Source organism: Cyanobium sp. T1G-Tous (genome assembly GCF_024345455.1).
GTDB lineage: Bacteria > Cyanobacteriota > Cyanobacteriia > PCC-6307 > Cyanobiaceae > Cyanobium_A.
The window spans coordinates 100,171-123,778 of record NZ_JAGQBD010000004.1 but is presented as its reverse complement, the minus strand read 5'-3'; the positions used below and the strand labels follow the sequence as shown (position 1 = coordinate 123,778).

The window sequence follows — 23,608 nt, the reverse complement described above, 5'->3', positions numbered from 1 at the left end:
CGGAGAGGATTGCGTAACCGTTTCTGTCAACTTCCCCAGAACCCATCCCTGGCCTGGGATTTGGCGGAATGTGAGTGCTAGTTTTCGATACAGGTGCGTCGATTTGATTCCGCCATGCGCGATGCCATCACTGGTCTAATTGGCCGTTATGACCAGCTCGGCCGCTACTTAGACCGCGATGCGATCGACCGCATCAGCATTTATTACTCCGAATCCAGCGTGCGCCTGGCTGCGGTGGAGCTGATCAACCGTGAGGCTGCGGCCATCGTGCGCGAGGCGGCCCAGCGCCTCTGGCTTGCCGATCCCGAGCTGATCCTGCCCGGTGGCAACGCCTACACCACAAGGCGCCTTTCGGCTTGCCTGCGGGACATGGATTACTTCCTGCGTTACGCCAGCTATGCCCTGATCGCCGACGACGCATCGATCCTCAACGAGCGGGTGCTGAACGGTCTCGACGACACCTACAAGAGTCTTGGCGTACCGACCGGCCCCACCGTGCGCAGCATTGCCTTGATGGCTGATGTGGTCTGCGAGATGCTGCTCGATGCGGGTGTGGCATCGGCGGCAGTGGTTAGGGCCCCCTTTGACCATCTCTGCCGTGGTCTTGGTGCCACCAATCTGCGGGCCCGCTAGGCCCCGTAATTGCTACTTAGGCTCGATTTACACGCTCAATCCTGGTCTTGGTTCCCCTGCCCGTGCTGCCACCAGTTAATTCAGCCCATCGCCGCACGCTGGCTCCCATAGCCACGCCGGATCGTCTGCTGCTCGGTCCTGGCCCCTCCAATGCCCATCCCACCGTGCTTCAGGCCCTGGCCCGAATGCCGATTGGTCACCTCGACCCCCTTTACGTCGAGCTGATGGGTGAGGTGCAGGATCTGCTCCGCTACGCCTGGCAGACCGACAACCGCCTCACCATTCCAATGAGCGGCACCGGCAGTGCGGCCATGGAAGCCAGTCTTGCCAACACGATTGAGCCCGGCGACACTGTTTTGGTGGCCGTCAAGGGCTACTTCGGCCTGCGTCTGGCCGACATGGCCGGTCGCTATCGGGCCAATGTTGTGACGATCGAGAAGCCCTGGGGGGAAGCTTTCAGCCTTGCGGAACTCGAGCACGCCGTAGCCACCCATCGGCCCAAAATTCTGGCCATCGTCCACGCCGAAACATCCACCGGGATCTGCCAGCCCATGGAGGGCATCGGCGATCTCTGCCGTCAGCACGACTGCCTGCTCTTGCTTGATACCGTCACCTCCCTTGGTGCGGTGCCCCTCTACCTCGATGAATGGAAGGTGGATCTGGCCTACAGCTGCAGCCAGAAGGGCCTGAGCTGTCCTCCTGGGCTTGGACCCTTCACCATGGGCCCGCGAGCCGAGGCAAAAATGATGGCCCGGGCGGGCAAGGTCCCCAACTGGTACCTGGACGTCACCCTGCTGAATCAGTACTGGGGCAGTGATCGGGTGTACCACCACACAGCGCCAGTAAATATGAATTTCGGCATGCGCGAAGCCCTGCGCCTGCTTGCCGAGGAGGGACTGGAGGCAGCCTGGGCCCGCCACCGCAGCAATTCCGAGCTCCTATGGGCTGGTCTCGAAGCCCTCGGGCTCGAGCTGCATGCCCCGGCAGCCCTGCGCCTTCCCACCCTCACCACAGTGCGCATCCCCGCAGGAGTTGATGGCAAAGCCTTCTCTCAGCACCTGCTCACTAAGCATGGAATTGAGGTGGGTGGAGGCTTGGGCGCCCTGGCGGGCAAGGTTTGGCGGATCGGCCTGATGGGTTACAACAGCCAGCCTCAAAACGTCGACCTCCTGCTCAACCTGTTTGAAACCGAGCTGCCAGCCTTCATGCCTGCAGTTGCCCCTGCTGCCGTCGCCGCTTAAACCAGCTCGCCAGCAGACCGCTGGCCTGTTCGCCCAAAACCCCTCCGATCACCGTCATGTGGTGATGGGCACTGGCGTTGCTGGCTAAGTCAAGGCAACTGCCGAGGGCGCCCCTTTTCGGATCCGTAGCGCCGAAAATTACAGTTCCCATGCGGGCTTGCACCAAGGCACCGGCACACATCGGGCAAGGTTCCAGGCTCACCAGCAAAGTGCAGCCATTAAATCTCCAGTCGCCGCGCAAACGGGCCGCCTGGCCAAGGGCCACCAGTTCTGCGTGTCCAAGGGGATCGTTGTGCTGTTCGCGTCGATTGCTGCCCCAGCCGATACAGCGTCCGCCTTCATCGAGCACCACAGCGGCGACGGGAATTTCGCCCTGGTTTCCGGCCCGTTCTGCGTGGCGCAGCAGCAGTTGCATCCACTGGCGCTGCAGCTGGGGCCCTGATGGGCCCATGAGTTGGGAACGATCCACTGCTTGCTGCCCGCAGCACAAACCCACTTGTAGCCCACCTCCACAGGTGAGAATGGCTTGATCCGATCGGTTTTCGTTGGCTAGCGCCCCCCCTCCCCCGCGGGCCAGCCAGCCCCTGCCCTTCGCCAGTCCGGAGCAGCTAGACCCCAGGCTGCAGGACTTTTTAGAGCAGGCTTCACGGCAGCTCTGTGTGTGGCTTGGTAGTGCTGCAGAACGCTCGCCACTGCCCGGCTTGAGCGTTTTGCCACCGGTGGAGCCGGAAGGTCACGGTTTGGCTCCGGAGATGCTGTTGGCCGATCTGCAGCTCGTGATGGATGGGGCCTTTAATCCCAACCACCCCGGTGCCCTTGCCCATCTCGACCCACCACCACTGCCGGCCTCGGTGGCTGCAGATTTGATCTGCGCCGGCCTTAACAACAACATGTTGGCTGAGGAATTGTCCCCCAGCTTGAGCCGACTAGAGCGCAGCCTCACGGCCTGGCTGGCTGAGCAGCTGGGCCTGCCTGCTGGTAGTGGTGGTGTGGCCGCCAGCGGCGGCACCCTTTCCAACTTGATGGCCCTGGTCGCAGCGAGACGCCAGCGGGGTTTGGCCATAGACGGCCGGGCGGTGGTGGTGGCAAGCATTGATGCCCATGTCTCCCTCGCTAAAGCACTGGCGGTGATGGGCTTACCGCCTGAGGCCCTGCGGCCGGTGGCAGTCGATAGCCAGGGCCGACTAGATCCAACCGCTTTGGAGCTGGAGCTTGATCAACTCGAGCGGGCTGGGAAGCCTGTAATCGCGGTAGTTGCTACCGCTGGCACCACCGTTCGGGGGGCAGTCGACCCCCTCAGTGAGATAGCTGGGATTTGCCAGCGGCGCGGCCAGTGGCTGCATGTGGATGGGGCCATCGGCGCCGTGTTTGGCCTGGTGCCTGCCCACCGCCATCGGGTTGCTGGCCTGGAGCGAGCCGATTCGATCACGATCAATCCCCAGAAACTGCTGGGAATCACCAAAGCCTCCTCCTTGCTATTGCTGGCCCGCCCCCAGGCACTGGCGGAGGCGTTTCACACCGGACTGCCCTACATGGAGCCGAGCTGGGGTGGTATCCACGGCGGTGAAAGTGGCCTGCAGGGCACCCGCCCCGGTGAAATTCTCAAGCTTTGGCTCGGTTTGCGGCAGCTTGGCCTGGTGGGGATCGAAGCGGTGCTCGATGGGGCTATTCAGCGTCGCCGCCAGCTTCAGGCCCTACTGGCACCCAACGAGCGGCTGCAGTTGATCGGTGGCTCCTTCCATCTGCTGGCCTTCACCCCCCATCAACTTGATGCCGCTGCCAGCCAAGCATGGAGCGATCGCACTCGCCAGCGTCTGCTCCAGGAGCAGCTGATGCTTTCGCGGCCTCACTACGCCGGGCGCCACCATCTCAAGGCCGTGCTCGGTAACCCCCACACCAAACCAGCCCACCTCGAGAACCTCGCCAGGGTGGTGCATGCCAGCCTCGATGAACAACCCTGATACACCTCCTCCTGTGAGTGAACCCCCTGCTGTGACGAGCTCCGGCCGAGGCCGTTGGGTCGCGGTTGTGACTGGCGCCATTTCGGTATTAATCGGCGTTCTTTATTTGGCCATGATCGTGGTGCTTGATAGCCGGGGACCACTGCAGCCACCACCACCGGAGGCCTTGGGCGAGCTGCCGGTCAGTCGGGCCCAGGCCTTGGCGGCAAACTCCGCTGCTTTGCCTGCAGTGGTTGCACCACCCGGCTGAAGGCGGCTTTAAGGAAGCGACTCATGGCCCCGTCGCGTCGGCTGAGGTCGTATTGCTGCTGCACGACCTCCTGCACACCACCGTCGCCCCATTCTTGGTCGCGCTCGAAGTAGGTGATGAAGCTCAGCCCCGCAACCCGGGTGAGCCAGGCAGCACTGACCGCCTGAATGGCACGGCTCACAACCAGAGCAGGTACGTTCAGGCTTAGGGCCGCACTAAGCAGGCTGACGCCCCCCTTCACCAGCCCGAGGCCAGCCATGGTGCGTCCAACGGAAAGGGCCAGATCTTGGGCACTTTGGCGACTCATGCTGATGCCATAAATACGGGCGATCTCCACCACCATTTGGGCGTTTACAGCTGCGGCACCGAGCAGATCCAGACCAGGCAGGGGTGTGACGGCAAGCACCCCGGCTCCGATCCACATGTAGCGATCAACGATCACCTCGCAGTCGCTGCGGCGCTGCCGGGTCAGCAGGGAGCGGCTGGCCTCACTGAGCCGCCGGCACTGCAAAAGCAGATTGTCGGCAATCAGTTCTTCCCCGTCGGCGTGGAGTACGGCGGCGATACGGCGTAACAGGGCATCGACCTCGGCGGCTGGCTGCAAGGGACGCCCCCCTGGCATGGGCACGCTCTGGGGTGCCGCGCTGGCGGGGATCACGTCTTCGGCCGCAATGTGCTCGCGGCTGCGTTGGCGCAGCAGCTGCAGCAACCTTGCTTCCTCCTGCTCACCGCGCAGGTCGCACTTGTTGAGCACCAGCATCAGCCGCTTTCCCAGACCAGCCAGGGCATCAAAAACCTCAAGCTCGGCGGCGCGCAGGTCGCCGTCCACCACGAGCAGAAGCAGGTCCGCCTTGCTTGCCTGGTCGCGGGCGAGCCGCTCCCTCTCTAGCCCAGCAGGACCTGCTTCGAGGATGCCGGGCGTGTCAACTAAAACCACGGCTCGCTGCAGGCTGCGCAGCCGCAGGCGATAGCGCTGGGTTTCGCTGGTAGATCCCATGGCTGCTCCCACCTTGCCCACCAGCTCTTGCAGCAGGGCCCGGATCAGAGAGGTTTTGCCTGCCGACCCCGTACCAAACAGCACAATCACGAGATCGCCCCGTTCGAGCTCGGCCTGCATGCGCTGCCGCTCTTGACGCAGGGCTTCCCGCTCCACCGCATCGCGCACCCGATCGAGGGTTTGATCGATGGCGGCCAGGTTTTGGGCAGCTGCTTCCCGCCGGTTACCCGGCGGCGGCAAGCTGGCGGCCGCTCCTGACCTGGCCTTGCCGGTAATGGTCCGCAGCCACGGCCAGGCCAGTTGCACAAGCAGCAGCACGAAGCCAGCGAAAACAAGAGCAAACACCGGCTGAACAATCCAGCTCGGCAAATACCAGCTCAGTTGCCAGTAGAGGTTGTTGACCCCCTGCAGCAATGCGCCAACGGCGATCAGGGCCAGCACAGCTAGGCCGGCGATCATCCACAGGCGGGTGCGGGTGCTCACAACTCAGGCATCAGGGTCGGGCTGCTCGGATGATCTCGCTCCACAGTCCTGCAGCCAAGGCGCTGCTGGCGCGGCTGGGGCTGTTGTCGTCATTACCCAACCAGATACCCACCACCCAATGGCGCTGGGGTTCATAGCCGACAAAGAGCAAATCGCGGCTGTCATTGGTTGTGCCGGTTTTGCCACCCTCCTGGCCGCCAAGACTGGCCATCTGGCCCGTACCCCGCTGCACCACGGCCCGCAGCAACTGCTGCATGGCGCGGGCCGTCGCCTCGCTGCTGACCCGGCGTCCCGCCTGGGATGTTGTGGGGGCGTTGGCCTGGCGGCACTGGCTTGATGACTGGCCGTTACATGCCTCTCCATCGGTAAGGCGCCGAATTGTGCTGGGGGAGTGCCAAACGCCACCGTTGGCGATTGCCGCGTAGGCAGCTGTGAGCTCCAGCAGGGTTACCTCGCTCTGGCCGAGGGCCAATCCGGGCACGGCCGCCAGGGGGCTGGTGAAGCCAAGATCGCGAGCTTTCTGCACCAGTGCATCAAGCCCTACCCGCTGGGCCAGACGCAGCGCTGCCGTGTTGCTGCTGATAGCGAAGGCATATACCAGGCTCAAATTGCCACCACAACCGCTGCTGAAGCTCTGACCGCGCCAGCGCAATGGCGAGCAGCTGATTGGATCACTGGGCTTACCGCCCCGCTCGAGAGCGACCAAATAGGGAATCAGCTTGAAGGTGCTGCCGGGCTGGCGCAGGGCCATCGTGGCCCGATTGAACTGGCTTTGGCGGTAGTCACGACCGCCGGCAAGGGCAAGGATGCCGCCGGTGCGTGAATCGAGCACCACTACGGCCCCTTCGCCTACCCCCAGCGTCTTGCTGGCGCTAAGTCGTTGGCGCAGCAACCGCTCCACCTGCTCCTGCAGGTTGCGATCCAAATAGGTATCGATCAGGAAATTACCCTCGGCAGCCACCTCTGCCCCCACCAGCTGATCGAGGTCGCGGCCCACCTGGTCTGAATAAAAGGGGACTCCGCGAAGAGAGCTGCTACTGCGGCAGGCCTGGGGCGAAAGCCGGATTGGGCTGCGGCGCCCGCTGCGGGCCTGGTCGGCACTGATGCGGCCCGTATCTCCCATCTTGCTGAGCACGGCATTGCGGGAGCTCAGGGCCGCCTGGGGATCGAAACACGGGTCGTAGCCATTGGGTGAGGGAAGCAGGCCCACCAGTAGGGCGGCCTCCTCAAGCTTCAGGTCGCTGGCGGGCTTACCGAAATAGTGGCGGGAGGCATCCTCAAAACCCCAGCCAACGCCTAGATAAACCCGGTTGAGGTAGCTCAGTAGCAAATCCCGCTTGCTGAAACGGGCCTCGAGCTGTAGCGCCACCAGCAGCTCACGCCACTTGCGGCCAAGGGTTTCACCTTGTCCCACCTGATCGGGGTACAAGCTGCGGGCCAGTTGCTGGGTGAGAGTGCTGCCGCCCTCCAGCACCCTTCCTCCGAGCACGTTGGTAACAAGGGCTCGGCCCGTACCAACTGGGTCGACGCCTGGATGCCACCAGAAGCGGCTGTCTTCACTAGCAAGCAGGGCATCGATCAACACCCGGGGATAGCCCTGCAAGGCTTTGAGCTCCCGATGCTCCTTGGCCTGGGCAGTTGCGATTGCTTTGCCCTGCCGGTCGTAGAGCACCAGCGGCCCCCGCACCGTGGCGAGGCTGCCGCGAATCGGCACCTGGAGGCCAGAGATGGCCTGCAGGCCAAGGCCGCCTAGGGCCGCCGCCGCAAGCATCAGGCTCGTTGCCCGCAGCAACCTTTGCAGCTGGGGCAGGGGACGGATCTGAAAATCGAGCTCGGGCAGTCCCGCCTCCTGGCTGGGGCCGAAGCGCAGGCTGTCGCCGTCGCGAAGCAGCAACTGCTGCACCCGCCGGCCCTGCCACCACAGGCCATTGGTTGAGCTGTCGTCGCTGAGCAACCAGTGGGATCCGCGCCGCTCCAGCAGGGCGTGCTGGCGGCTGACCGCCGGATGATCAACGCAAATTTGGCAGTCGTTGTCGCGCCCGATGCGATAGGTACCCGGGTGCAGGGGCACCAGGCGCGAGGCTTGGCCCGGTAGATGCACCTGGAGTTGGGCTTGGCCTGGCTGGCTGAACCGCTGCCAACGGCGGCCTAGGGCTTCAAACGCCTGCTTGACCATGGTTACCCAGCAGGTCGATGGCGAAGCAAAGCACCGCCAGGTTGATGGCCACATCGGCCAGGTTGAACACCGGGAAGGAAACCGGCACCAGGGCTAAAAAATCCACCACAAAGCCAAGGCGCCAGCGATCGAGCCCGTTGCCGAGGGCTCCCCCCAGCAGCAGCCCTACCCCAAGGCTCCGGATGAGGTTCAACTGACCCTGCCTCTGAATCCAGACAGCCACACCAATAGAGACCAGAAGGCTCACCAGGCCGAGTAACTGGGGGTTGCCACTGAAGAGGCTGAAGGCCGCTCCGGTGTTGCGGACAAGCTGCAGGGAAAGGAGCCCCGGCAGAAAAGTTGAATTGCTTCCTAGCGGCAGATTGGCAACGGCTAGAGCCTTGCTGAGCTGGTCAAGCAGCAACACCATGGCAGCGCTGGCGTAGGCGAGGTTGCGCAGCCGTCTCATGACTCCACCAGCAGCAGACGGCGCAGCAGCAGGGCCATCAGAGCTACGGCGCAGCAGAGGAGCAACTGGGGTAGCAAGGGCGCCAGGCTGTAGCTGAACAGCAGGATTCCAAAATTTGGTCCCCAGCGGCCAGCCAGTGCTCCCAGCAATAGGTTGGCTATGCCGCAGATCTGAAGGACGCCCAGCCCGACCACTGCGGCGCCAAACAAACCCAGTAGGTCGTCCATGCCTTGCTGGCGCACGAGCTTGCCGGTGAGCCAGGCGGCCGGGATGAAGCCAGCTAGATAACCAAAGCCAGGATCCAAAAGGTAGGCGGCACCGCCCCCGCCCTGAAACACCGGCAGCTGGAACAGGCCCAGGCTCAGGTAAGCAACTGCTGCGAGCATGCCGCTGCGGGGGCCGCAGACCAAGGCGGTGAGCAGCAGGGCCGGTACCTGGAGGGTGATGGGCAGGGTCGTGAGGTTCCAGCCCCCACTGGCGGCCGGAAGCGGGGCGGCGGCCTGAATCAGCCCGCCTACCAAGATCAGCAGCAGACCGGCGATTGCGCCGCTCCAGGTGGCTAGGGCCCTCAACTGATCACGTCGTTTCTGCTTGCCATTTTGGGGGGTCGTGCCAATGGGGCCGCTAACTTCGAGGTATCAAGAGAAGCTATGGACGAGCCCCTAGGAGCCGAGTCGTTGGAGCCACTGCCTTTTGCCGTGGGCGATGCGGTGCAGCTGAAGGGCCGGCCCAACTATTTAAAAACAGCTGATCCAATGCCGATGTTGCGTCCCCCAGACCTGGTGGACAGCGATGAGCAAGGCCAGGTGCTGGCCATTAAGGCGCGCAATCAACTGGCAGTTCGCTTTCGTCGCGGCACCTTTTTGCTGGAAGCCGACCAACTAAAAGCTGCCGCGCCTTAATCAGGCACTGGGCACTAGCTATCAGGCCCTGAGATCGTGGCGTTGCCAGGCTTGTTCTGCGGCTGCAAGGGCTGGCGCTGGACCACAGATGCTGAGGGCGGGAGCCGAAAGCCTGCGGCGAGCTGCCGCCAGCAGGGTGCCGGCATCCAGTTGCTGGGCCCGCTCCAGGCTGTCCTCCACGTAGCTCCAACCCAGGCCATGACCCAGCACCAGCGCCTGACGATCGGCGATCTGGCCGCAGGTCTGGCGCCCCATGGCGTCCTGGCCACGGTATTTGGCCTTGGCCAAAGCGAGCTCAGGCGCGCTCAAGGGCTGATCTAGAACCCTTTGCCACTCCTCCAGCAGAGCAGTGGTGGCCTCCTCTGCCCGCTCAGCGGAAGTGGAGAGGTGCCAGATGAAGGGAGTGGCGCCGCGCCGCGCCGGCATGTGGACCCCAACGTCGTAGGCCAGGCCGCGCTCCTCCCTCATAGTCACGAAAAGACGGCTGGACATGCCCATGCCCAGGTGGGCCTGAAGCAGCCTCAGGGCCAGCCCGTCCGGATCACCCAGGGGCACGGTCGCCGTACCCAGCATCAGTACCAATTGCTCAGTGTCCTGCTCCAAGCAGGCAAAGCGATCCAGCCCGGAGGCTGCGCCGGGGCCGGCACCGGGGCTTGGCGGGGCCGTATTCCAAGGGCACTGATTAAGCAGGGGATTGAGCAGCTGGGGCAGTTCGTCATCCAAATCACCGCAGGCCACCAAAAGGGCGCCGTTCTGGCCTAGATCAGGCACCAACGCCCCTATCTGCTCCGTGTGCAGGGCGGCTAATTCCCCATCTACACCAAGGGGATCGTGGCCATAGGGCCCATCGCCATAGAGCATGTGGCGCAACTGGTCGTGGGCTAGCTGGAACGGATCTTCCCGCTGGCGCTGAAGGCTCTGGAGGTTCAGGTCCCGCTCGAGCTCGAGTTGGTCGGGATTGAGCCAGGGCTGCCTGGCCATTGTCAGCAACAGGGGCAGCAGCTCGCTCGTGTCGCTGCTGGCGCACTTGAGGCTGATCACCAGGCAGTCTTCGGCGGCTTCAGCGCGCAGGGCAGCCCCGCGACCCTCCACCAGGTCGGCCAAGGCTTCAGGCCCGTAGCTGCCGCAACCGCGGGTCATTAAGCCGGCCAGCAATTGACCAGCCCCGCGCTGGCCAGGCAGATCCTCACTGCTGCCTCCCCGTATCCACAGCCGGCAGGCCACGATCGCCGGTCCAGGCCGGCGCTGCCAGATCAGCGGTAGGCCGCCCTCAAGGCTGGTGTGCTGCCAGTTGGCCGTGGCTGGATGGGTGCTGCTCATGCCGGCACCGCCTCGAGAACGCAGGCTCGGCTGGGATCAAGCAGGGGAACGGCCTGCTGCAGCAATTCGGACGCACTCCAGCAACCGATCTCTTCGAGCGGCAGTTCCAGCCTGTGTTGGCGCCCCCAGAGACGGTTACTGCCGATCAAGCCCGCCACACCGCCTGCGGCTTCTAAACCAAAGCGGTAGCCGTTTGCCACAAGACGCTGGGCCCGCTGCAATTCCGCCTCAGCCATCCCCTCCTGCACCAGCTCGCACCAGACCGCATCAATCGCTTTGCGGACGGAGGTCAGCTCGTCCGTTTCGCAGATCGCCTCCAGCAGGGCAAAGCTGCCGAACTCCATTACGTGCAGATCGAGATCGATACTTTCCACGATGCGCAGTTGCTCGCGCAGCCTCTCCACTAAGCGGCTGCGGCGCCCCTCTGCCAGCACGGTTGTGAGCAGGTCTGCACCCATCACGTCGTGCAATTGAGAGGCTGGAGGCAAACCCCAAAGCATCAGTAGGCGTGCCGATTCCAGCCGCGGCACTTCGATCCGGTGCTCCCCTGGCTGCACCAGAAGGGCTTGCCGGCTGCGGGGCTCCTCCACCAGCGGCAATTGGGCCAGGCCACTGGCGGCGATGCGTTCGGCCAAGGGCTCGAGCTCGAAGGCGCCGCCCATAGCCAGCACGCAGCGGTTGGAACCATAAAGACGCCGATGGAAAGCGGCCATGGCATCAGGTGTCTGCTCGAGCAGCAGCTCGCGCTGGCCCAGGATCGGTTGGCCGTAGGCGTGCTTTGGGCAGCCAAGGCGAAGTAGCTGCTGCAGAGCGATTTCATCGGGCTGATCTTCGCTTTGGGCCAGCTCTTCGAGCACCACCTGCCTCTCCATGTCGAAGGCTGCGACATCGAGGCGGGGATGCAGCACCAGATCGAGCAATAGGTCGAGGGCGTCTGCAGCCGCCTCCGGTGGGATCAAAACGTGGTAATGAACGTCGTCGAAGCCGGTTGCGGCATTGCTGTTGCCACCCATCGCCTCGATGCGAAGGTCGAATTCACCAGGCCCCAGCCGCTCACTGCCCTTGAACACCATATGTTCAAGAAAATGGGCCATGCCGCTTTCCGCAGCGGATTCAAAAACGCTGCCTGCCCGGCACCAAAAATCGAGGCAGACCAGCGGCGAGTCGGGCAAGGACAGGCTGACCACGGTGGCGCCGTTGGCCAGAAGTTGATCGCTGGGATTAGCCAGGCCTGGCAGCAGGGGCTGGGAAGGGGCCAGGGGCAAGGCTCAGATGCGTGGCAGGATCTGCATTCTGCTGGCTGCACCTCCTGTCGTGAGTTCCGCCCCCGCTTCGTCTCAGAGTCGCGACGCTTCCCCCGAGGGCTCCGGCGCCGAAAGCGGTGCGATTCACCCCCTGATGGACGCCCTAGCGGCGCGGATTCGTACGTTCTGGCAAGGCCTGCCCGAATTGGAAGCGTTTGCGGTCTCTGCTGATCTCGAAGCCATCAGTGGCAGCCTCGATGGCGAATCTCTGTTCATACGCAACGAGCTGCGTCGCTGCCTAGGACTGCGCAAGCTGCACCTGGAAACCGCTCGCCTTGGCGCGGGATTGCAGATTTTGCACTGCGTACTCTTCCCAGATCCCCGCTTCGACCTGCCTGTTTTTGGGGCAGACATCGTGGCCGGCCCAGCCGGGGTCTCTGCCGCCATCGTCGACCTCTCGCCAGTTTGCGGCGAGCTACCAGCCGGCATCGCCGAGGCTCTTGCTGCCAGGCCCCGCAGCAGCTTTGAACAGGAACGGGAGCTGCCGGGGTGGGGGTCAATTTTTTCGCCCTACGTTCGTTTTGTGAGACCCACGAACGCCGCTGAGGAGGCCGCGTTTCTCGACGAGGTAAGCGGCTTTCTCGATGTGCTGGCTTCGGCCATAGCCGCCAGTGAGCCTCAGGCACCAACGCACCCAGCTACGGTTGGTAGATGGCAGGGTCAGCTCCGGTATTGCAAGCAACAGAAACAAAACGACAAGACTCGCCGGGTGCTGGAGAAGGCCTTCAACCCGGAGTGGGCAGACCGTTACATCGAGGAGTTGTTGTTCGACGATCCGCCGGCACCGTGAAGCGCGCCTTGCTCGGTGTTAACAGGCTTTGGTGGCTTGGCGGCGGGGTCCTGGTGGTGGTTTTGGCAGTCGCCCTGGTTCGCCAGCAGCGAACCCCTGCCGTCAAAGCACCCGTGGTTGCTGCAACTCCCCGTAATCAGGAAGCGGTGGCAGCGCTCGGACGGCTTGAGCCGGCTGGTGATGTGCGCTTGCTGGCGGCCCCCATCAGCGGCATCGGTGGCAGCCCCAGGATCTCAGAGCTTTTGGTGGAGGAAGGCGACCGCGTCAGCAGTGGCCAGCTGCTGGCCCGTTTTGACACAGCGCCCACCCTGGTGGCCCAACAACGGCTAATTGAGGCACGACTTCGCAACCTTGACACCAGATTGGCTGTACAAACCCGCGACGTCCGTCGCTACCGCCAACTGAGTCGTTCCGGAGCCATACCCAGCGGTGAGCTGGACAATCGCGAGACGGACCTGCTCAAGCTTCAGGGGGATCGCAACGAAGCATGGGCTGAACGCGAGAAACTCAAAGCTGAGTTGCTGCTTACCGAACTACGGGCGCCCATTGCTGGCACCGTGCTCAAACTCCACGCCCGAGTTGGCGAGCGCCCGACTGAAACAGGCGTACTTGAGCTCGGCGCCAGCAACCGCATGCAGGCCTTGGTTGAGGTTTACGAAAGTGACATCGACCGAGTGCGCCTTGGCCAGGGCGTCTCTTTGATCAGCGAAAACGGCGGTTATCAAGGCACGCTTACAGGCGAGGTGATTCGGATCAGTCCCCAGGTGCGGCAGCGTTCAGTGCTTTCAACTGACCCCACCGGAGACGCGGATGCCAGGGTTGTGGAGGTGCGGGTGGCTCTAGATCCTGCTGATAGCCAGCGAGTGCGTGATCTCACTGGCTTAAAGGTGATTGCGCGCCTCGCTGCCAACAGGGCGCCTGGGCAGCCCTGATGCTTGGCCGTATCTGGCAGGGCCGCCGCATTCCCCTTGCCTGGCTGCTGTTGACTCGCCAGCCCGTGCGCCTGGCTGTCGCCCTGGCTGGCATCGCCTTCGCCGGCATTTTGATGTTTATGCAGCTGGGCTTTAGGGACGGCCTGTTTGACGCCAGTGTCACTATCCACCGCCTCTTTGACACCGACCTGGTGTTAATCAGCCCCCGTTCCAGCAGCTCGGTGAGCATGGCCGGCTTTCCCCGCCGCCGTCTGGTGCAGGCCATGGCAGATCCAGATGTGCAGGGGATTACTCCGGTTCACTGGAATTTGCTGCTTTGGCGCAACCCGGACACCAAGGCAACCCGCTCAATCCTCACCCTGGGCTTTGAACCTGCCGATCCCCTGTTCACCGACCCCAGCCTCGCGCCTAAGGCAAAGCTTTTGCAGGATCGGGGCCGAGTGCTGTTTGATGAGCTCTCCAGGCCAGAGTTTGGGCCTGTAGCCGAATGGTTTCGCGGCGGACGCACCGTCGAAAGCGAGATCAATGGCAAAAAAGTAAGGGTGGCCGGCCTGGTGGGGCTCGGCACCTCCTTTGGCGCTGATGGCAATCTGCTCACGAGCCAGGAGACCTATCTCCAGCTACTGCCAAATACTCCTCCAGGCAGCATTGAGGTGGGTCTAATCCGCTTGCGAGCTGGGGCCGATGCCGATGCGGTGGTCGAGAGGCTGAAGCGGGATTTACCCGATGACGTCAGCGTGCTGACCAAAGCAGGCTTTATCGCTTTTGAGCAGAACTACTGGAGATCCAGCACCTCGATCGGTTTCATCTTCACCCTTGGTGCTGCCATGGGCTTTGTGGTGGGCTGCGTAATCGTCTACCAGATTTTGTATTCCGACGTCAGCGATCATCTGCCGGAATATGCCACCTTGATGGCGATGGGCTACCGGCTCCCCACCCTGCTTGGGGTGGTGGCTAGGGAGGGGATGCTGCTGGCTGTGTTCGGCTATCTGCCTGCCTACGCCGCCGGCCAGGGTCTCTATCTACTGGTGCGCAACGCCACCCAGCTACCGGTATCAATGAACCTGACCCGGGCGCTGACCGTGTTCATCATGATTTTGGTGATGTGTATGGGCTCGGCAACCTTGGCGATGCGGCGCCTTGGTGACGCCGACCCCGCGGAGATTTTCTGATGGCTGCGATGGTGCGCCTGGATGGCTTGAGGCACTCATTTGGCAGTGGCGTCAATCGCCGCCAGGTGCTCCAGGACATCAGCCTTTGCGTTGATCCCGGTGAGGTGGTGCTACTTACCGGTCCCTCCGGCTGCGGCAAAACAACCCTCTTGACACTGATTGGAGCTCTGCGCCAGGTGCAGGAGGGCTCGGTCCAGGTGTTTGGCGAAGAGCTCAGGGGAGCAAGTCGGACCGCCCGGCTCAAATTGCGCCGCAGGATCGGCATGATCATTCAGGGCCACAACCTGCTCAGGTGCCTTACGGCAGAGCAAAACGTACAGATGGGTGCAGACTTGCTGCAAGGGCTCAGTTATCGAGCCCGTAGGGATAGATCTCGGGAATGGTTGCGGGCCGTGGGGTTGAGCGACCATCTCGGCAAGCTGCCCCATGATCTCTCCGGTGGGCAGAAGCAAAGGGTTTCGATCGCTAGGGCTCTAGCCGCCAGGCCCCAGCTCCTATTGGCCGATGAGCCCACGGCATCGCTGGATTCCCGTACCGGCCGTGAGGTGGTCGAGCTGCTTAAGGGGCTAGCTAAAGACCAGGGATGCGGTGTGTTGATGGTGACCCACGACCCTCGGATTCTTGATGTGGCAGACCGACTTGTGCAGATGGAGGACGGTCAGTTGAGCAACGGCGCCTTCGCAATTGAGTAAGGTGGAACTTCGCATCTCTCCAACACGCCGCTCGCATGGCTAAGCGCAGGAATCTCAAGAAGGAAAAGCAAGAGCGCAATCGCTCCTACGCGCGCAAATTCAAGAAGCGCAAGCTGCGCAACGACGGTCGCGGTGAAGGCGCCGGCAATGGTGTGACGGGCACAGCCAACAACGGTGGCGCCGCCGACTGATCAGTGCAGCCCTTGCATCGCTGAGGGGATCCGGAGGGATCCCCTTTTTGCTGTTTAGACCCTCGCGGCGACCCCGATGTTCCTCAGCGTCGTCATCCCCACCTACAACCGCTTGCCGATCCTGCAGAAGTGCCTGCTGGCCCTAGAGGACCAGGATCCCTCAGCAGAGATCACGGGCTACGAGGTTGTGCTGGTCGACGATGGCTCAACCGATGCCACCGTTAGCTGGCTGCGGCAGCACAACGTGCAGCTGCCGCACCTGCGACTGATCGAGCAGGAGCACGGTGGTCCTGCTGAGGGCCGCAATCGGGGTGTGGAGGCAGCCCGTGGCGACGTGGTCGTTTTCATCGACAGCGACTTGGTGGTCACCCCCAGCTTTCTGCGCAGCCACGCTGCAGCCCTAGAGCGCGAGTGGCAGCGGCGCGGCAACCGCCGCTGTTTCACCTATGGGGCCGTCATAAACACGGCAAATTTCCAGGATCCCTGCAGCGAACCACACAAGCTTCAGGATTATTCCTTTGCCTATTTCGCCACCGGCAACGTGGCGATTGATCGACAGCTGCTTGAGCAGGCCGGCCTGTTTGACACGAGCTTCCGTTTGTATGGCTGGGAAGACCTGGAGCTCGGCGAACGACTGCGGCGGCTTGGAGTTGGCCTGATGCGCTGCCCGGAGGCCGTTGGCTATCACTGGCATCCGGCCCTGAATTTGGATCAGATCCCCGACTTGATTCGGGTGGAGAGGGAGCGAGCAAAAATGGGACTGGTCTTCTACCAAAAGCACCCCACCCGGCGGGTGAGGCTGATAATTCAGTTCACTTGGCTGCATCGCCTGCTCTGGGAGGCGCTCACCCTGGGCGGCCTGCTCAACGAACGCAGCCTGCGTCCCCTGCTGGCCTGGTTGATCCGCAGCGGCCATCCCGGTGTGGCCATGGAGCTGCTGCGAGTGCCTCTCAACCGCCTGGGAGTGCGGGCTCTGTTTGCAGAAGCCCAAGCACTCAAGGGCCCAGGTCCAGCCCCTAGCCCTATTTGATAAGGTGCCTAAGTACAAATCACACCGCACACCTGCGTGTTTCGGGTGATCCGAGCAGCAATGCCCGTCGGCCCTTCTGGTCGTATGGGTTGTTCTGGATCCCTGGCAGGTGGAGGCAAACCCGAAACCCCAACCCGAAATTATGGCTGTTGTAACTCTTGCCGAGATGATGGAGGCGGGTGCCCACTTTGGGCACCAAACGCGCCGTTGGAACCCCAAGATGTCGCGCTACATCTACTGCGCGCGTAACGGCGTTCACATCATTGATTTGGTGCAGACCGCCGTCTGCATGAACAACGCCTACAAGTGGACCCGCAGCGCGGCCCGCAGTGGCAAGCGCTTTCTGTTTGTTGGCACCAAGAAGCAGGCGTCTGAAGTAATTGCGATTGAGGCCACCCGTTGCGGCGCCTCCTACGTCAACCAGCGCTGGCTGGGCGGCATGCTCACCAACTGGACCACAATGCGTGCTCGCATCGATCGGCTCAAGGATCTGGAGCGCATGGAAAGTTCGGGCGCCATCGCGATGCGACCCAAAAAGGAGGCTGCTGTGCTGCGCCGTGAACTTGAGCGCCTGCAGAAGTATCTCGGTGGTTTGAAGAACATGCGCCGCCTGCCCGACGTAGTCGTGCTGGTCGATCAGCGCCGTGAAACAAACGCTGTCCTGGAAGCTCGCAAGCTTGATATTCCCTTGGTGTCCATGCTCGACACCAACTGTGATCCCGACCTCTGCGACGTGCCGATCCCCTGCAACGACGACGCCGTTCGTTCCGTGCAGCTGGTGCTTGGCCGCCTTGCCGATGCCATCAACGAAGGCCGCCACGGAGCTCAAGATCAGGGCCGCGACGACGAGGGCTGATCCCCTTCCCCCTTATCGTTTCACCATTAGTACCCCGTACCCCATACCAACCCATGGCTGAGATTTCGGCAAAGCTGGTTAAAGAACTGCGCGATAAAACCGGCGCAGGAATGATGGATTGCAAGAAGGCGCTCTCCGAATGTGGTGGCGATGCCACCAAAGCCACCGAATGGTTGCGCCAGAAGGGCATTGCGACCGCTGAGAAAAAGGCTGGACGTACCGCCGCTGAAGGTGCAGTGGGCAGCTACATCCACACCGGCGCTCGTGTGGGCGTGCTGGTTGAGGTCAACTGCGAAACCGACTTCGTAGCCCGTGGCGACGTTTTCCAGGAATTGCTGCGCAATGTGGCCATGCAGATCGCTGCCTGTCCTGGTGTGGAATACGTAAGTATCGATCAGATTCCTGCTGAGGTTTCAGAGCGCGAAAAGTCCATCGAGATGGGTCGTGATGATCTCGAGGGCAAACCCGAGCAGATGAAGGTCAAAATCGTTGAGGGTCGAATTGGCAAGCGCCTCAAGGAACTGGCCCTGCTTGATCAGCCTTTCATCAAAGACAGCGCTGTCACCGTGGCGGAGATGGTGAAGCAGGTGGCCGGCAAGGTGGGCGAAAACATCCAGGTGCGTCGCTTCACCCGCTTCACCCTTGGTGAGGGCATTGAAGTGGAGAAAGCTGATTTCGCTGCCGAAGTGGCAGCCATGAGCCAAACGGCCTGATCAGCAAGCCAGTGACCCCATTGGAGGCTGCCCATCAGCAGCTTGAGGATCTGGAATCCCAGCTGGTGGCCTCCAACCCCCAGCTTTATCGCCACCTGGCCCTATATCTCCAGGTGCTTAGAGACGGCCTGCTGAACAATGTTCAACAGGCCTGTTTTCATGTTGCGACCCAAGTGCATCCTGATCGCTACTGCGAACTTGATGTCAGCCAGCGCCTGGCGCTGCATCGGCGCATCCGCAACCTGGTGCAGCGGGCTAGCAGCTTGCTCACAGTTGAGCAGACCGCCCACCTAGCCGCTCAGATAGCAAGCGAACACAACAGACAACGCAGCCGCCAGCGCAGCAGGCTGCTGGCGGCCCTGGGAGGGGATGACTCTGAATCAGAGCAATCAGAGCAGCTCGAGCAACCTGAGGAGACTCCAGCACGGGGATCAATCAACCTTGGAATGGCCCTGCCCGTTGGAGCTGACTTCCTCAACCACTCCAGCTTCACCCTCCGGTCCGCGGTTGAGCTGGCGGAGCCCGATCGCAATAACCCAGGGGAGGAGATCGAGGCAGCCGACGAGCAGCAGGAAGAGGCAGATGGACAGCAAGACCGTGAGGTGACGATGCGGGCCATGGCTGAAGCCTTCAGCGATTGGTTGGTGGAGCCGTCCAACCGGACTCCAACACCATGGGACGGGGGGCGCTTACCTTCAGACCCTGCGATGCTGCTCGCCTGGATCGGCGGCTTTGAGCAGGCTCTCAGCCGCCGCCTACGCAATCTCTCCCATGCTCTCAACGTTGAGCTAATGCGGCTGGGGATAACGACAACCCTGTTGCCAGTCAGCCTGCTTGATGCTGCCCTTACAGCACAGTTGGAGAGCCTGGAAGCTCCAGCGAATCTGCTGCGCTTGCCCCTGCCCTTCGGCCCGGAGCCATCAGCCGGTCGCCTTGTAGCCATAGCGGTGCTGCTCCGGCCTGCTGACCTGGAGCATTCCCTGCCCAAATTGCACACCTGTCGTACTCGGATCCAGCAGCACCGCCAGGAGGTGCGCAGAATGTCTCAGCACTATCGCCGTCTCAGGCGGCGGGTTCAGGCGTTAGAGGCGGAACAGCTGTGGCTGCAGGACATCAACCCAGCCCAGAGCCTTCCGAGCTGCCCGGACTAGAAGCCTGGCTGCGGGCTCTGCAGCAGGCCCTGCAGGTGGAAGCCGACCGGGGATTTATCGACCTAAAGGGCCGTCAAACCTGCTTCAGCAGCTTTGTGGTGCAGCAATTGCAGCTGCGGCCGCCGAATCTGCCTGCCGAACCCCTGCTGCGCTTACTTGATCTTTCAGCTGGTTTTCAGGCCTATGGCGAGTTGCAGCTAGCCAGGCGCCAGAGCCTGGTGCGAACGGCTAGGGAAAGGCTGCATGCCCTGCGCCAGGCCCAGCAGCCAGTGCTGGCGGTGGCACCACCCCGGCTGCGGCTGGTATCAAACTCAACAGTCGCCGGCAAGGCGTCCAATTCCGCCAACCTCAACGCCGATACGCCCCTCGCGGAAGTTCGCGGGGTTGGCCCCAAGACCGCCAGCCGCTTAGCCCAGCTCGGTTTGCTGCTAGTGCGCGACCTAGTGCACTACTACCCGCGTGACTATCTCGACTACGCCAATCTCGTGCGGATCAACGGGCTCAACCCAGGAACCACCGCCACGATTGTGGCGACGGTGCGCCGCAGCCATGCCTTTGCTAGCCCGCGCAATCCCAACCTTTCGATTCTCGAACTTCACCTAGTCGATTGCACAGGCCGAATCAAGGTGAGTCGCTTTTATGCCGGGCAGCGCTTTTCCAGTCCCGGTTGGCTGCAATCCCAGCAACGCCTGTTTCCAGTTGGAGCCACTGTTGCGGTCAGTGGTCTGGTCAAGGAAACCCCCTATGGGCCGGCGTTTCAGGATCCGTTGATGGAGGTGTTGGAGTCGCCCCAGGCACCGGTGCGCTCCGAAACGATCGGCAGGCTCCTGCCTGTTTACGGGCTCACTGAAGGATTGGGTGCAGACCGGCTGCGCCAGGTGGTCGAAGCCGTGATTCCCTTGGTGAGTAGCTGGCCCGATCCCCTGCCTGAGGCCCTGCGTCGCAGCCAGAAGCTGATGGGCCGCTCTGAAGCGCTTACCCAGATCCATGGGCCCAGCAGCCAGGAGCAGCTGCAGGCAAGCCGCCGCCGCCTGGTGTTTGATGAGTTTTTGCTGCTGCAGTTGGGCCTTGCCCAACGGCGCCGCCAACTGAGCCAGAGACCAGCCCCACCCCTGGCCTTGCCACCGGGGGGCGAGGGCCTAGTGCAGCAATTTTTGTCCATCTTGCCCTTTGGTCTTACCGGTGCCCAGCAAAGGGTGCTGGCTGAGATCCGCGCCGATCTGGCCCGCCCCCAGCCCATGGCCCGCTTGGTGCAAGGGGATGTGGGCAGCGGCAAAACCGTGGTTGCCCTGGCGTCCCTACTCACTGCGATCGAGGCTGGCTGCCAAGGGGCCCTGATGGCACCTACCGAGGTGCTGGCCGAACAGCACTACCGCAAGCTGGCGGAGTGGCTGCCCCAGCTACACGTCACCTCAGCTCTTCTCACTGGCTCCACCCCAGCCCCGCGACGGCGGCAGCTGCTGCAGGATCTAGTCAACGGTCAGCTGCAACTGCTGGTGGGCACCCACGCTCTGCTGGAGGACCCAGTGCAGTTCGATCGGCTGGGGTTGGTTGTAGTTGATGAACAGCACCGCTTCGGGGTGCGCCAGCGCAATCGCTTACTGGCCAAAGGGCTGCAGCCCCACCTGCTGACGATGACGGCTACGCCAATTCCTCGCACTCTGGCTCTGTCTCTTCATGGCGATCTGGATGTCAGCCAGATCGACGAATTACCTCCAGGACGCCAGCCAATCCGCACCAGCATGATCAAAGGCAGTCAGCGCCAGCTGAGCTATGAGCTGATCCGCGAGCAGGTGGCCCTTGGCCAGCGGGCCTATGTGGTGCTGCCGCTGGTGGAGGAGTCGGAGAAGCTCGAGCTGCGCTCGGCTGTGGAGGTGCATCGCCAGCTAAGTGAGGAGGAGTTTCCGGATTTAGCGGTGGGGCTATTGCATGGCCGGTTAAGCAGCGCTGAAAAGCAAGCTGCCATCAGCGCCTTCGCCAGTGGGCAAACCCAGGTGCTTGTAAGCACCACCGTGGTGGAGGTGGGCGTTGATGTGCCTGAGGCCAGCGTGATGGTGATTGAGCATGCAGAACGCTTCGGCCTTGCCCAGTTGCACCAGCTGCGGGGTCGAGTGGGGCGGGGAGCTGCCGCCTCCTACTGCCTATTGATCAACGACAGCAACAACGTGCTGGCCCGCCAGCGCTTGGAGGTACTGGTGCGCACCAGCGATGGCTTTGAAATAGCCGAAATGGATCTGCGCCTGCGGGGGCCAGGCCAGGTGCTGGGTACACGTCAGAGCGGCCTGCCGGATTTGGCCTTAGCGAGTCTCACCGAGGATGGCACTGTGCTCGAAGAAGCCCGCGACGTCGCCCGCATGATCACAGCTGCTGATCCTGAATTAAAGCAGCATCAGGGCCTTGCCCATGCTTTAGACGAGCAGCGTCGCCGCCAGATGGATCAAGCGGCCCGGCTTAACTAACCCGGCTTAACTAAGCACGAAAACGCCCCAACATCAGGTGGCGTGCTGCCTACCTAGGCGGATAAGTAGTCGGAAACCTGCCCTGATAAATCCCGCATGGAAGCTACAGCCCGACGCTCTAGCCCGCGGGCAGTATCACGGGTGATGCCAAGTTCGCGGGCCACGGCTGACAAACTCAAAGCCGTCTCCTGGTCGATGCCGTAACGCATCTTTAGCAATTGGGCTTCCTGTTCAGGCAGCTGATCCAGCAGCTTTCGTATATTACTCTTAAGGCAATTCTCAAGTGCTAGCTGATCTGGTTGCACACCATCGCAGGCTACTTTGTCAAGCAGATTGATGGCTTCACCTTCAGGAGTGGTGTAGTCGAAGCTGAGCGGCTGCACAGCTCGAAACATCAGCTCTTCTACGTCCAATTCAGACATACCTGCGGCTGAAGCCAGCTCATGCAGCCTGGGCGGACGGCCTAATAGCTGGGTCAACTCCCGCTGGCAGCGTTTGAGTTTGCTGAGGGCAGCTGTGATTGGTGCTGGTAGGCGAATCGTGCGGCTCTTGTTTTTGATTGCTTGGGTGATGCCCTCCCGAATCCACCAGTAGGCGTAGGTGGAAAACTTATATCCACGACTGGGATCGAATTTTTCCACGCCTCGCACCAGCCCAATCGTGCCCTCCTGGATCAGATCTGCCAGCTCAAAGCTGCTGTTGGTGTAGTTCTTGGCGATTGACACCACCAAGCGCAGATTCGCCGACACCATTCTTTCCTTGGCCTGCCTGCCATCGCGGATCCGGGCTTGAAGCTCATCTATTGCTAGAGCGGCAGCAACAGCCAGCTGCTGGTCATTAGGGGCAATCCCGCCAGCCCTCAAGGTGAGCTCTTCGCGAACATCCTCTAGGGCGACAAGTTGTTGAACCTGGCGCCCAAGGGTGATCTCCTGCTCAGCGCTCAACAGCGGCACCCTGCTGATGTCGCGCATATAGGAGCGCAACAAATCCCGGCCATGGCTGCCATCTAGGGGGTGATCGCCGCTCAAAACGAAGCGAGTGGGCATGGGCGAGGTCTGGGTGGTCGTCAGAGTTTCGAAACCTTAAGGGCTTGATGCGGTGATCTGCCGGCCACCTCTGGCCTTGCTGCCCAGGTTGAATGGCAAAACTTGACCTCAGCCCCTTGCGCCCCTGGAACTCCATTCCGATTGCTGAGGTTGATGAGCCGCTGCAGGAAATTCCAACGGCCTTGCTGCGGCTCGAACCCCATCCCTACGCGACCCTGGGAGCGCCCTATGGGCCTGCTGCATCGCCATTTCGTTTGCGGCAGGGGGTGGTCTCCCGCCTGCTGCAAGCCCAGCAAGCGCTGCAGAAGCAGCAGCCTGGCTGGAGCTTGGCGATTTTTGATGCCTGGAGGCCTGTTGCCGTGCAGCGCTTCATGGTGCGCCACGCCCTAGTAACTGAGTGTGGTCGAATCGGCATCAACCCCGACCATCCCTCCCCCGAGCGAGATCGGGCAGAGGTCGCCGTGGGCCGTTTCTGGGCCCCTCCCAGCGATGATCCGGCCACCCCACCACCCCACAGCACCGGAGCTGCCGTGGATCTCACCCTGGCCGATGCTGGCGGCCAGGCCCTGGCGATGGGGGGAGAGATCGATGCAATTGGCAGGATTTCCGAACCCTTATTTCATCAAGCCGCCGCCTTGGCTGATTCCTGCAGCCCGGCCGCTACCTGGCACCAGCGCCGCCAGTTGCTGGCCAGGGTGATGGCTGGGGCCGGATTTGAGCAGCACCCCAACGAGTGGTGGCACTTCAGCTGGGGAGATCAGCTATGGGCCTGGCGTAGCGGCGCCAGGGAGGCCTGTTATGGACGGGTTGGGGATTCGGCCAGTTCCAGGCTTAGTTGAATCTGACGCTGAATCTGGCTGA

Annotated in this window: 23 protein-coding genes; 15 read left to right on the top strand and 8 right to left on the bottom strand. The window is 62.3% G+C overall.

The window, feature by feature from the left end:
* Positions 1 to 114: 114 nt before the first annotated feature.
* Positions 115 to 633 carry an allophycocyanin subunit beta gene (locus KBY75_RS04400; protein WP_254936827.1) on the top strand — a complete coding sequence of 173 codons (519 nt, stop codon included), beginning with the start codon at positions 115 to 117 and terminating at the stop codon, positions 631 to 633.
* A 62-nt stretch (positions 634 to 695) separates the two neighbouring features.
* A complete protein-coding gene (locus KBY75_RS04395) occupies positions 696 to 1,874 on the top strand; it encodes an alanine--glyoxylate aminotransferase family protein (RefSeq protein ID WP_255023092.1) in 1,179 nt (392 codons plus the stop codon).
* On the opposite strand, the gene KBY75_RS04390 is transcribed toward KBY75_RS04395, so the two are convergent.
* Positions 1,837 to 2,325, bottom strand: a complete 489-nt coding sequence (locus KBY75_RS04390; RefSeq protein WP_254936825.1) for a nucleoside deaminase — start codon at positions 2,323 to 2,325, stop codon at positions 1,837 to 1,839. The two genes, KBY75_RS04395 and KBY75_RS04390, sit on opposite strands and share 38 nt — an antisense overlap.
* A 94-nt stretch (positions 2,326 to 2,419) precedes the next feature.
* Between KBY75_RS04390 and KBY75_RS04385 the strand changes: the two genes are divergently transcribed.
* Positions 2,420 to 3,835 (top strand): aminotransferase class V-fold PLP-dependent enzyme, encoded by a 1,416-nt coding sequence (locus KBY75_RS04385; RefSeq protein ID WP_255023091.1) that lies wholly within the window; start codon positions 2,420 to 2,422, stop codon positions 3,833 to 3,835.
* A 182-nt stretch (positions 3,836 to 4,017) separates the two neighbouring features.
* Here the strand turns inward: KBY75_RS04385 and KBY75_RS04380 are convergent, their stop codons facing one another.
* From KBY75_RS04380 to KBY75_RS04365, 4 genes are read right to left on the bottom strand one after another with little or no spacing between them, the layout of a single operon-like run.
* Entirely contained in the window at positions 4,018 to 5,565 is a 1,548-nt protein-coding gene (locus KBY75_RS04380) for a DUF697 domain-containing protein (protein WP_396097944.1), read from the bottom strand.
* Between the two features lie 10 nt (positions 5,566 to 5,575).
* A complete protein-coding gene (locus tag KBY75_RS04375) occupies positions 5,576 to 7,741 on the bottom strand; it encodes a transglycosylase domain-containing protein (protein ID WP_255023090.1) in 2,166 nt (721 codons plus the stop codon).
* Positions 7,722 to 8,189: a signal peptidase II gene (gene lspA, locus KBY75_RS04370; RefSeq protein ID WP_254936822.1), complete on the bottom strand. Its 468-nt coding sequence runs from the start codon at positions 8,187 to 8,189 to the stop codon at positions 7,722 to 7,724. The genes KBY75_RS04375 and lspA overlap by 20 nt, the downstream gene beginning before the upstream one ends.
* Positions 8,186 to 8,761, bottom strand: a complete 576-nt coding sequence (locus KBY75_RS04365) for a biotin transporter BioY (RefSeq protein ID WP_255023089.1) — start codon at positions 8,759 to 8,761, stop codon at positions 8,186 to 8,188. The genes lspA and KBY75_RS04365 overlap by 4 nt, the downstream gene beginning before the upstream one ends.
* 105 nt (positions 8,762 to 8,866) lie before the next feature.
* Between KBY75_RS04365 and KBY75_RS04360 the strand changes: the two genes are divergently transcribed.
* Complete coding sequence (locus KBY75_RS04360; RefSeq protein WP_315859051.1) at positions 8,867 to 9,091, top strand: NAD(P)H dehydrogenase assembly family protein; 225 nt, start codon at positions 8,867 to 8,869, stop codon at positions 9,089 to 9,091.
* Between the two features lie 21 nt (positions 9,092 to 9,112).
* On the opposite strand, the gene KBY75_RS04355 is transcribed toward KBY75_RS04360, so the two are convergent.
* Positions 9,113 to 10,411 carry a pitrilysin family protein gene (locus tag KBY75_RS04355; RefSeq protein ID WP_255023088.1) on the bottom strand — a complete coding sequence of 433 codons (1,299 nt, stop codon included), beginning with the start codon at positions 10,409 to 10,411 and terminating at the stop codon, positions 9,113 to 9,115.
* Positions 10,408 to 11,676, bottom strand: a complete 1,269-nt coding sequence (locus KBY75_RS04350; RefSeq protein ID WP_255023087.1) for a pitrilysin family protein — start codon at positions 11,674 to 11,676, stop codon at positions 10,408 to 10,410. Before KBY75_RS04350 ends, KBY75_RS04355 begins: the two co-directional genes overlap by 4 nt.
* Positions 11,677 to 11,725: 49 nt before the next feature.
* Here KBY75_RS04350 and KBY75_RS04345 point away from each other — a divergent pair, with 49 nt between their 5' ends.
* From KBY75_RS04345 to recG, 10 genes are all read left to right on the top strand, one after another.
* On the top strand, positions 11,726 to 12,505 hold the full coding sequence (locus KBY75_RS04345) for a phycocyanobilin:ferredoxin oxidoreductase (RefSeq protein ID WP_396096898.1): 780 nt from the start codon (positions 11,726 to 11,728) through the stop codon (positions 12,503 to 12,505).
* Positions 12,502 to 13,437: an HlyD family efflux transporter periplasmic adaptor subunit gene (locus KBY75_RS04340; RefSeq protein ID WP_255023086.1), complete on the top strand. Its 936-nt coding sequence runs from the start codon at positions 12,502 to 12,504 to the stop codon at positions 13,435 to 13,437. Before KBY75_RS04345 ends, KBY75_RS04340 begins: the two co-directional genes overlap by 4 nt.
* Positions 13,437 to 14,609, top strand: coding sequence for an ABC transporter permease DevC (devC, locus tag KBY75_RS04335; protein WP_254936816.1), 1,173 nt, complete (start codon positions 13,437 to 13,439; stop codon positions 14,607 to 14,609). Before KBY75_RS04340 ends, devC begins: the two co-directional genes overlap by 1 nt.
* The gene (locus tag KBY75_RS04330; RefSeq protein ID WP_254936815.1) at positions 14,609 to 15,301 is read left to right on the top strand and encodes a DevA family ABC transporter ATP-binding protein; all 693 of its coding nucleotides are present in this window, start codon (positions 14,609 to 14,611) and stop codon (positions 15,299 to 15,301) included. The genes devC and KBY75_RS04330 overlap by 1 nt, the downstream gene beginning before the upstream one ends.
* A gap of 35 nt (positions 15,302 to 15,336) precedes the next feature.
* On the top strand, positions 15,337 to 15,492 hold the full coding sequence (locus KBY75_RS04325; RefSeq protein ID WP_011129965.1) for a hypothetical protein: 156 nt from the start codon (positions 15,337 to 15,339) through the stop codon (positions 15,490 to 15,492).
* A 76-nt stretch (positions 15,493 to 15,568) separates the two neighbouring features.
* On the top strand, positions 15,569 to 16,522 hold the full coding sequence (locus tag KBY75_RS04320; protein WP_255023085.1) for a glycosyltransferase family 2 protein: 954 nt from the start codon (positions 15,569 to 15,571) through the stop codon (positions 16,520 to 16,522).
* A 142-nt stretch (positions 16,523 to 16,664) separates the two neighbouring features.
* The gene (rpsB, locus tag KBY75_RS04315) at positions 16,665 to 17,378 is read left to right on the top strand and encodes a 30S ribosomal protein S2 (RefSeq protein WP_254936813.1); all 714 of its coding nucleotides are present in this window, start codon (positions 16,665 to 16,667) and stop codon (positions 17,376 to 17,378) included.
* Positions 17,379 to 17,431: 53 nt separating this feature from the next.
* Positions 17,432 to 18,091, top strand: a complete 660-nt coding sequence (tsf, locus tag KBY75_RS04310) for a translation elongation factor Ts (RefSeq protein ID WP_255023084.1) — start codon at positions 17,432 to 17,434, stop codon at positions 18,089 to 18,091.
* A gap of 11 nt (positions 18,092 to 18,102) precedes the next feature.
* Positions 18,103 to 19,242 (top strand): hypothetical protein, encoded by a 1,140-nt coding sequence (locus KBY75_RS04305; RefSeq protein ID WP_255023083.1) that lies wholly within the window; start codon positions 18,103 to 18,105, stop codon positions 19,240 to 19,242.
* Positions 19,191 to 21,701, top strand: a complete 2,511-nt coding sequence (gene recG / locus KBY75_RS04300) for an ATP-dependent DNA helicase RecG (RefSeq protein ID WP_255023082.1) — start codon at positions 19,191 to 19,193, stop codon at positions 21,699 to 21,701. The genes KBY75_RS04305 and recG overlap by 52 nt, the downstream gene beginning before the upstream one ends.
* A gap of 53 nt (positions 21,702 to 21,754) precedes the next feature.
* On the opposite strand, the gene KBY75_RS04295 is transcribed toward recG, so the two are convergent.
* The gene (locus KBY75_RS04295; RefSeq protein ID WP_255023081.1) at positions 21,755 to 22,747 is read right to left on the bottom strand and encodes a sigma-70 family RNA polymerase sigma factor; all 993 of its coding nucleotides are present in this window, start codon (positions 22,745 to 22,747) and stop codon (positions 21,755 to 21,757) included.
* Positions 22,748 to 22,839: 92 nt separating this feature from the next.
* Here KBY75_RS04295 and KBY75_RS04290 point away from each other — a divergent pair, with 92 nt between their 5' ends.
* The gene (locus tag KBY75_RS04290; protein ID WP_255023080.1) at positions 22,840 to 23,586 is read left to right on the top strand and encodes a M15 family metallopeptidase; all 747 of its coding nucleotides are present in this window, start codon (positions 22,840 to 22,842) and stop codon (positions 23,584 to 23,586) included.
* Positions 23,587 to 23,608 lie beyond the last annotated feature (22 nt).

Excerpts from the sequence above, each read along its gene's own strand:
- KBY75_RS04330 (WP_254936815.1), top strand. The coding sequence starts at position 14,609 with ATGGCTGCGATGGTGCGCCTGGATGGCTTGAGGCACTCATTTGGCAGT.
- devC (WP_254936816.1), top strand. The coding sequence starts at position 13,437 with ATGCTTGGCCGTATCTGGCAGGGCCGCCGCATTCCCCTTGCCTGGCTG.
- tsf (WP_255023084.1), top strand. The coding sequence starts at position 17,432 with ATGGCTGAGATTTCGGCAAAGCTGGTTAAAGAACTGCGCGATAAAACC.
- KBY75_RS04390 (WP_254936825.1), bottom strand. The coding sequence starts at position 2,325 with ATGGGCCCATCAGGGCCCCAGCTGCAGCGCCAGTGGATGCAACTGCTG.
- KBY75_RS04320 (WP_255023085.1), top strand. The coding sequence starts at position 15,569 with ATGTTCCTCAGCGTCGTCATCCCCACCTACAACCGCTTGCCGATCCTG.
- KBY75_RS04325 (WP_011129965.1), top strand. The coding sequence starts at position 15,337 with ATGGCTAAGCGCAGGAATCTCAAGAAGGAAAAGCAAGAGCGCAATCGC.
- KBY75_RS04400 (WP_254936827.1), top strand. The coding sequence starts at position 115 with ATGCGCGATGCCATCACTGGTCTAATTGGCCGTTATGACCAGCTCGGC.
- lspA (WP_254936822.1), bottom strand. The coding sequence starts at position 8,189 with ATGAGACGGCTGCGCAACCTCGCCTACGCCAGCGCTGCCATGGTGTTG.
- KBY75_RS04290 (WP_255023080.1), top strand. The coding sequence starts at position 22,840 with ATGGCAAAACTTGACCTCAGCCCCTTGCGCCCCTGGAACTCCATTCCG.
- rpsB (WP_254936813.1), top strand. The coding sequence starts at position 16,665 with ATGGCTGTTGTAACTCTTGCCGAGATGATGGAGGCGGGTGCCCACTTT.
- KBY75_RS04355 (WP_255023088.1), bottom strand. The coding sequence starts at position 10,411 with ATGAGCAGCACCCATCCAGCCACGGCCAACTGGCAGCACACCAGCCTT.
- KBY75_RS04375 (WP_255023090.1), bottom strand. The coding sequence starts at position 7,741 with ATGGTCAAGCAGGCGTTTGAAGCCCTAGGCCGCCGTTGGCAGCGGTTC.
- KBY75_RS04295 (WP_255023081.1), bottom strand. The coding sequence starts at position 22,747 with ATGCCCACTCGCTTCGTTTTGAGCGGCGATCACCCCCTAGATGGCAGC.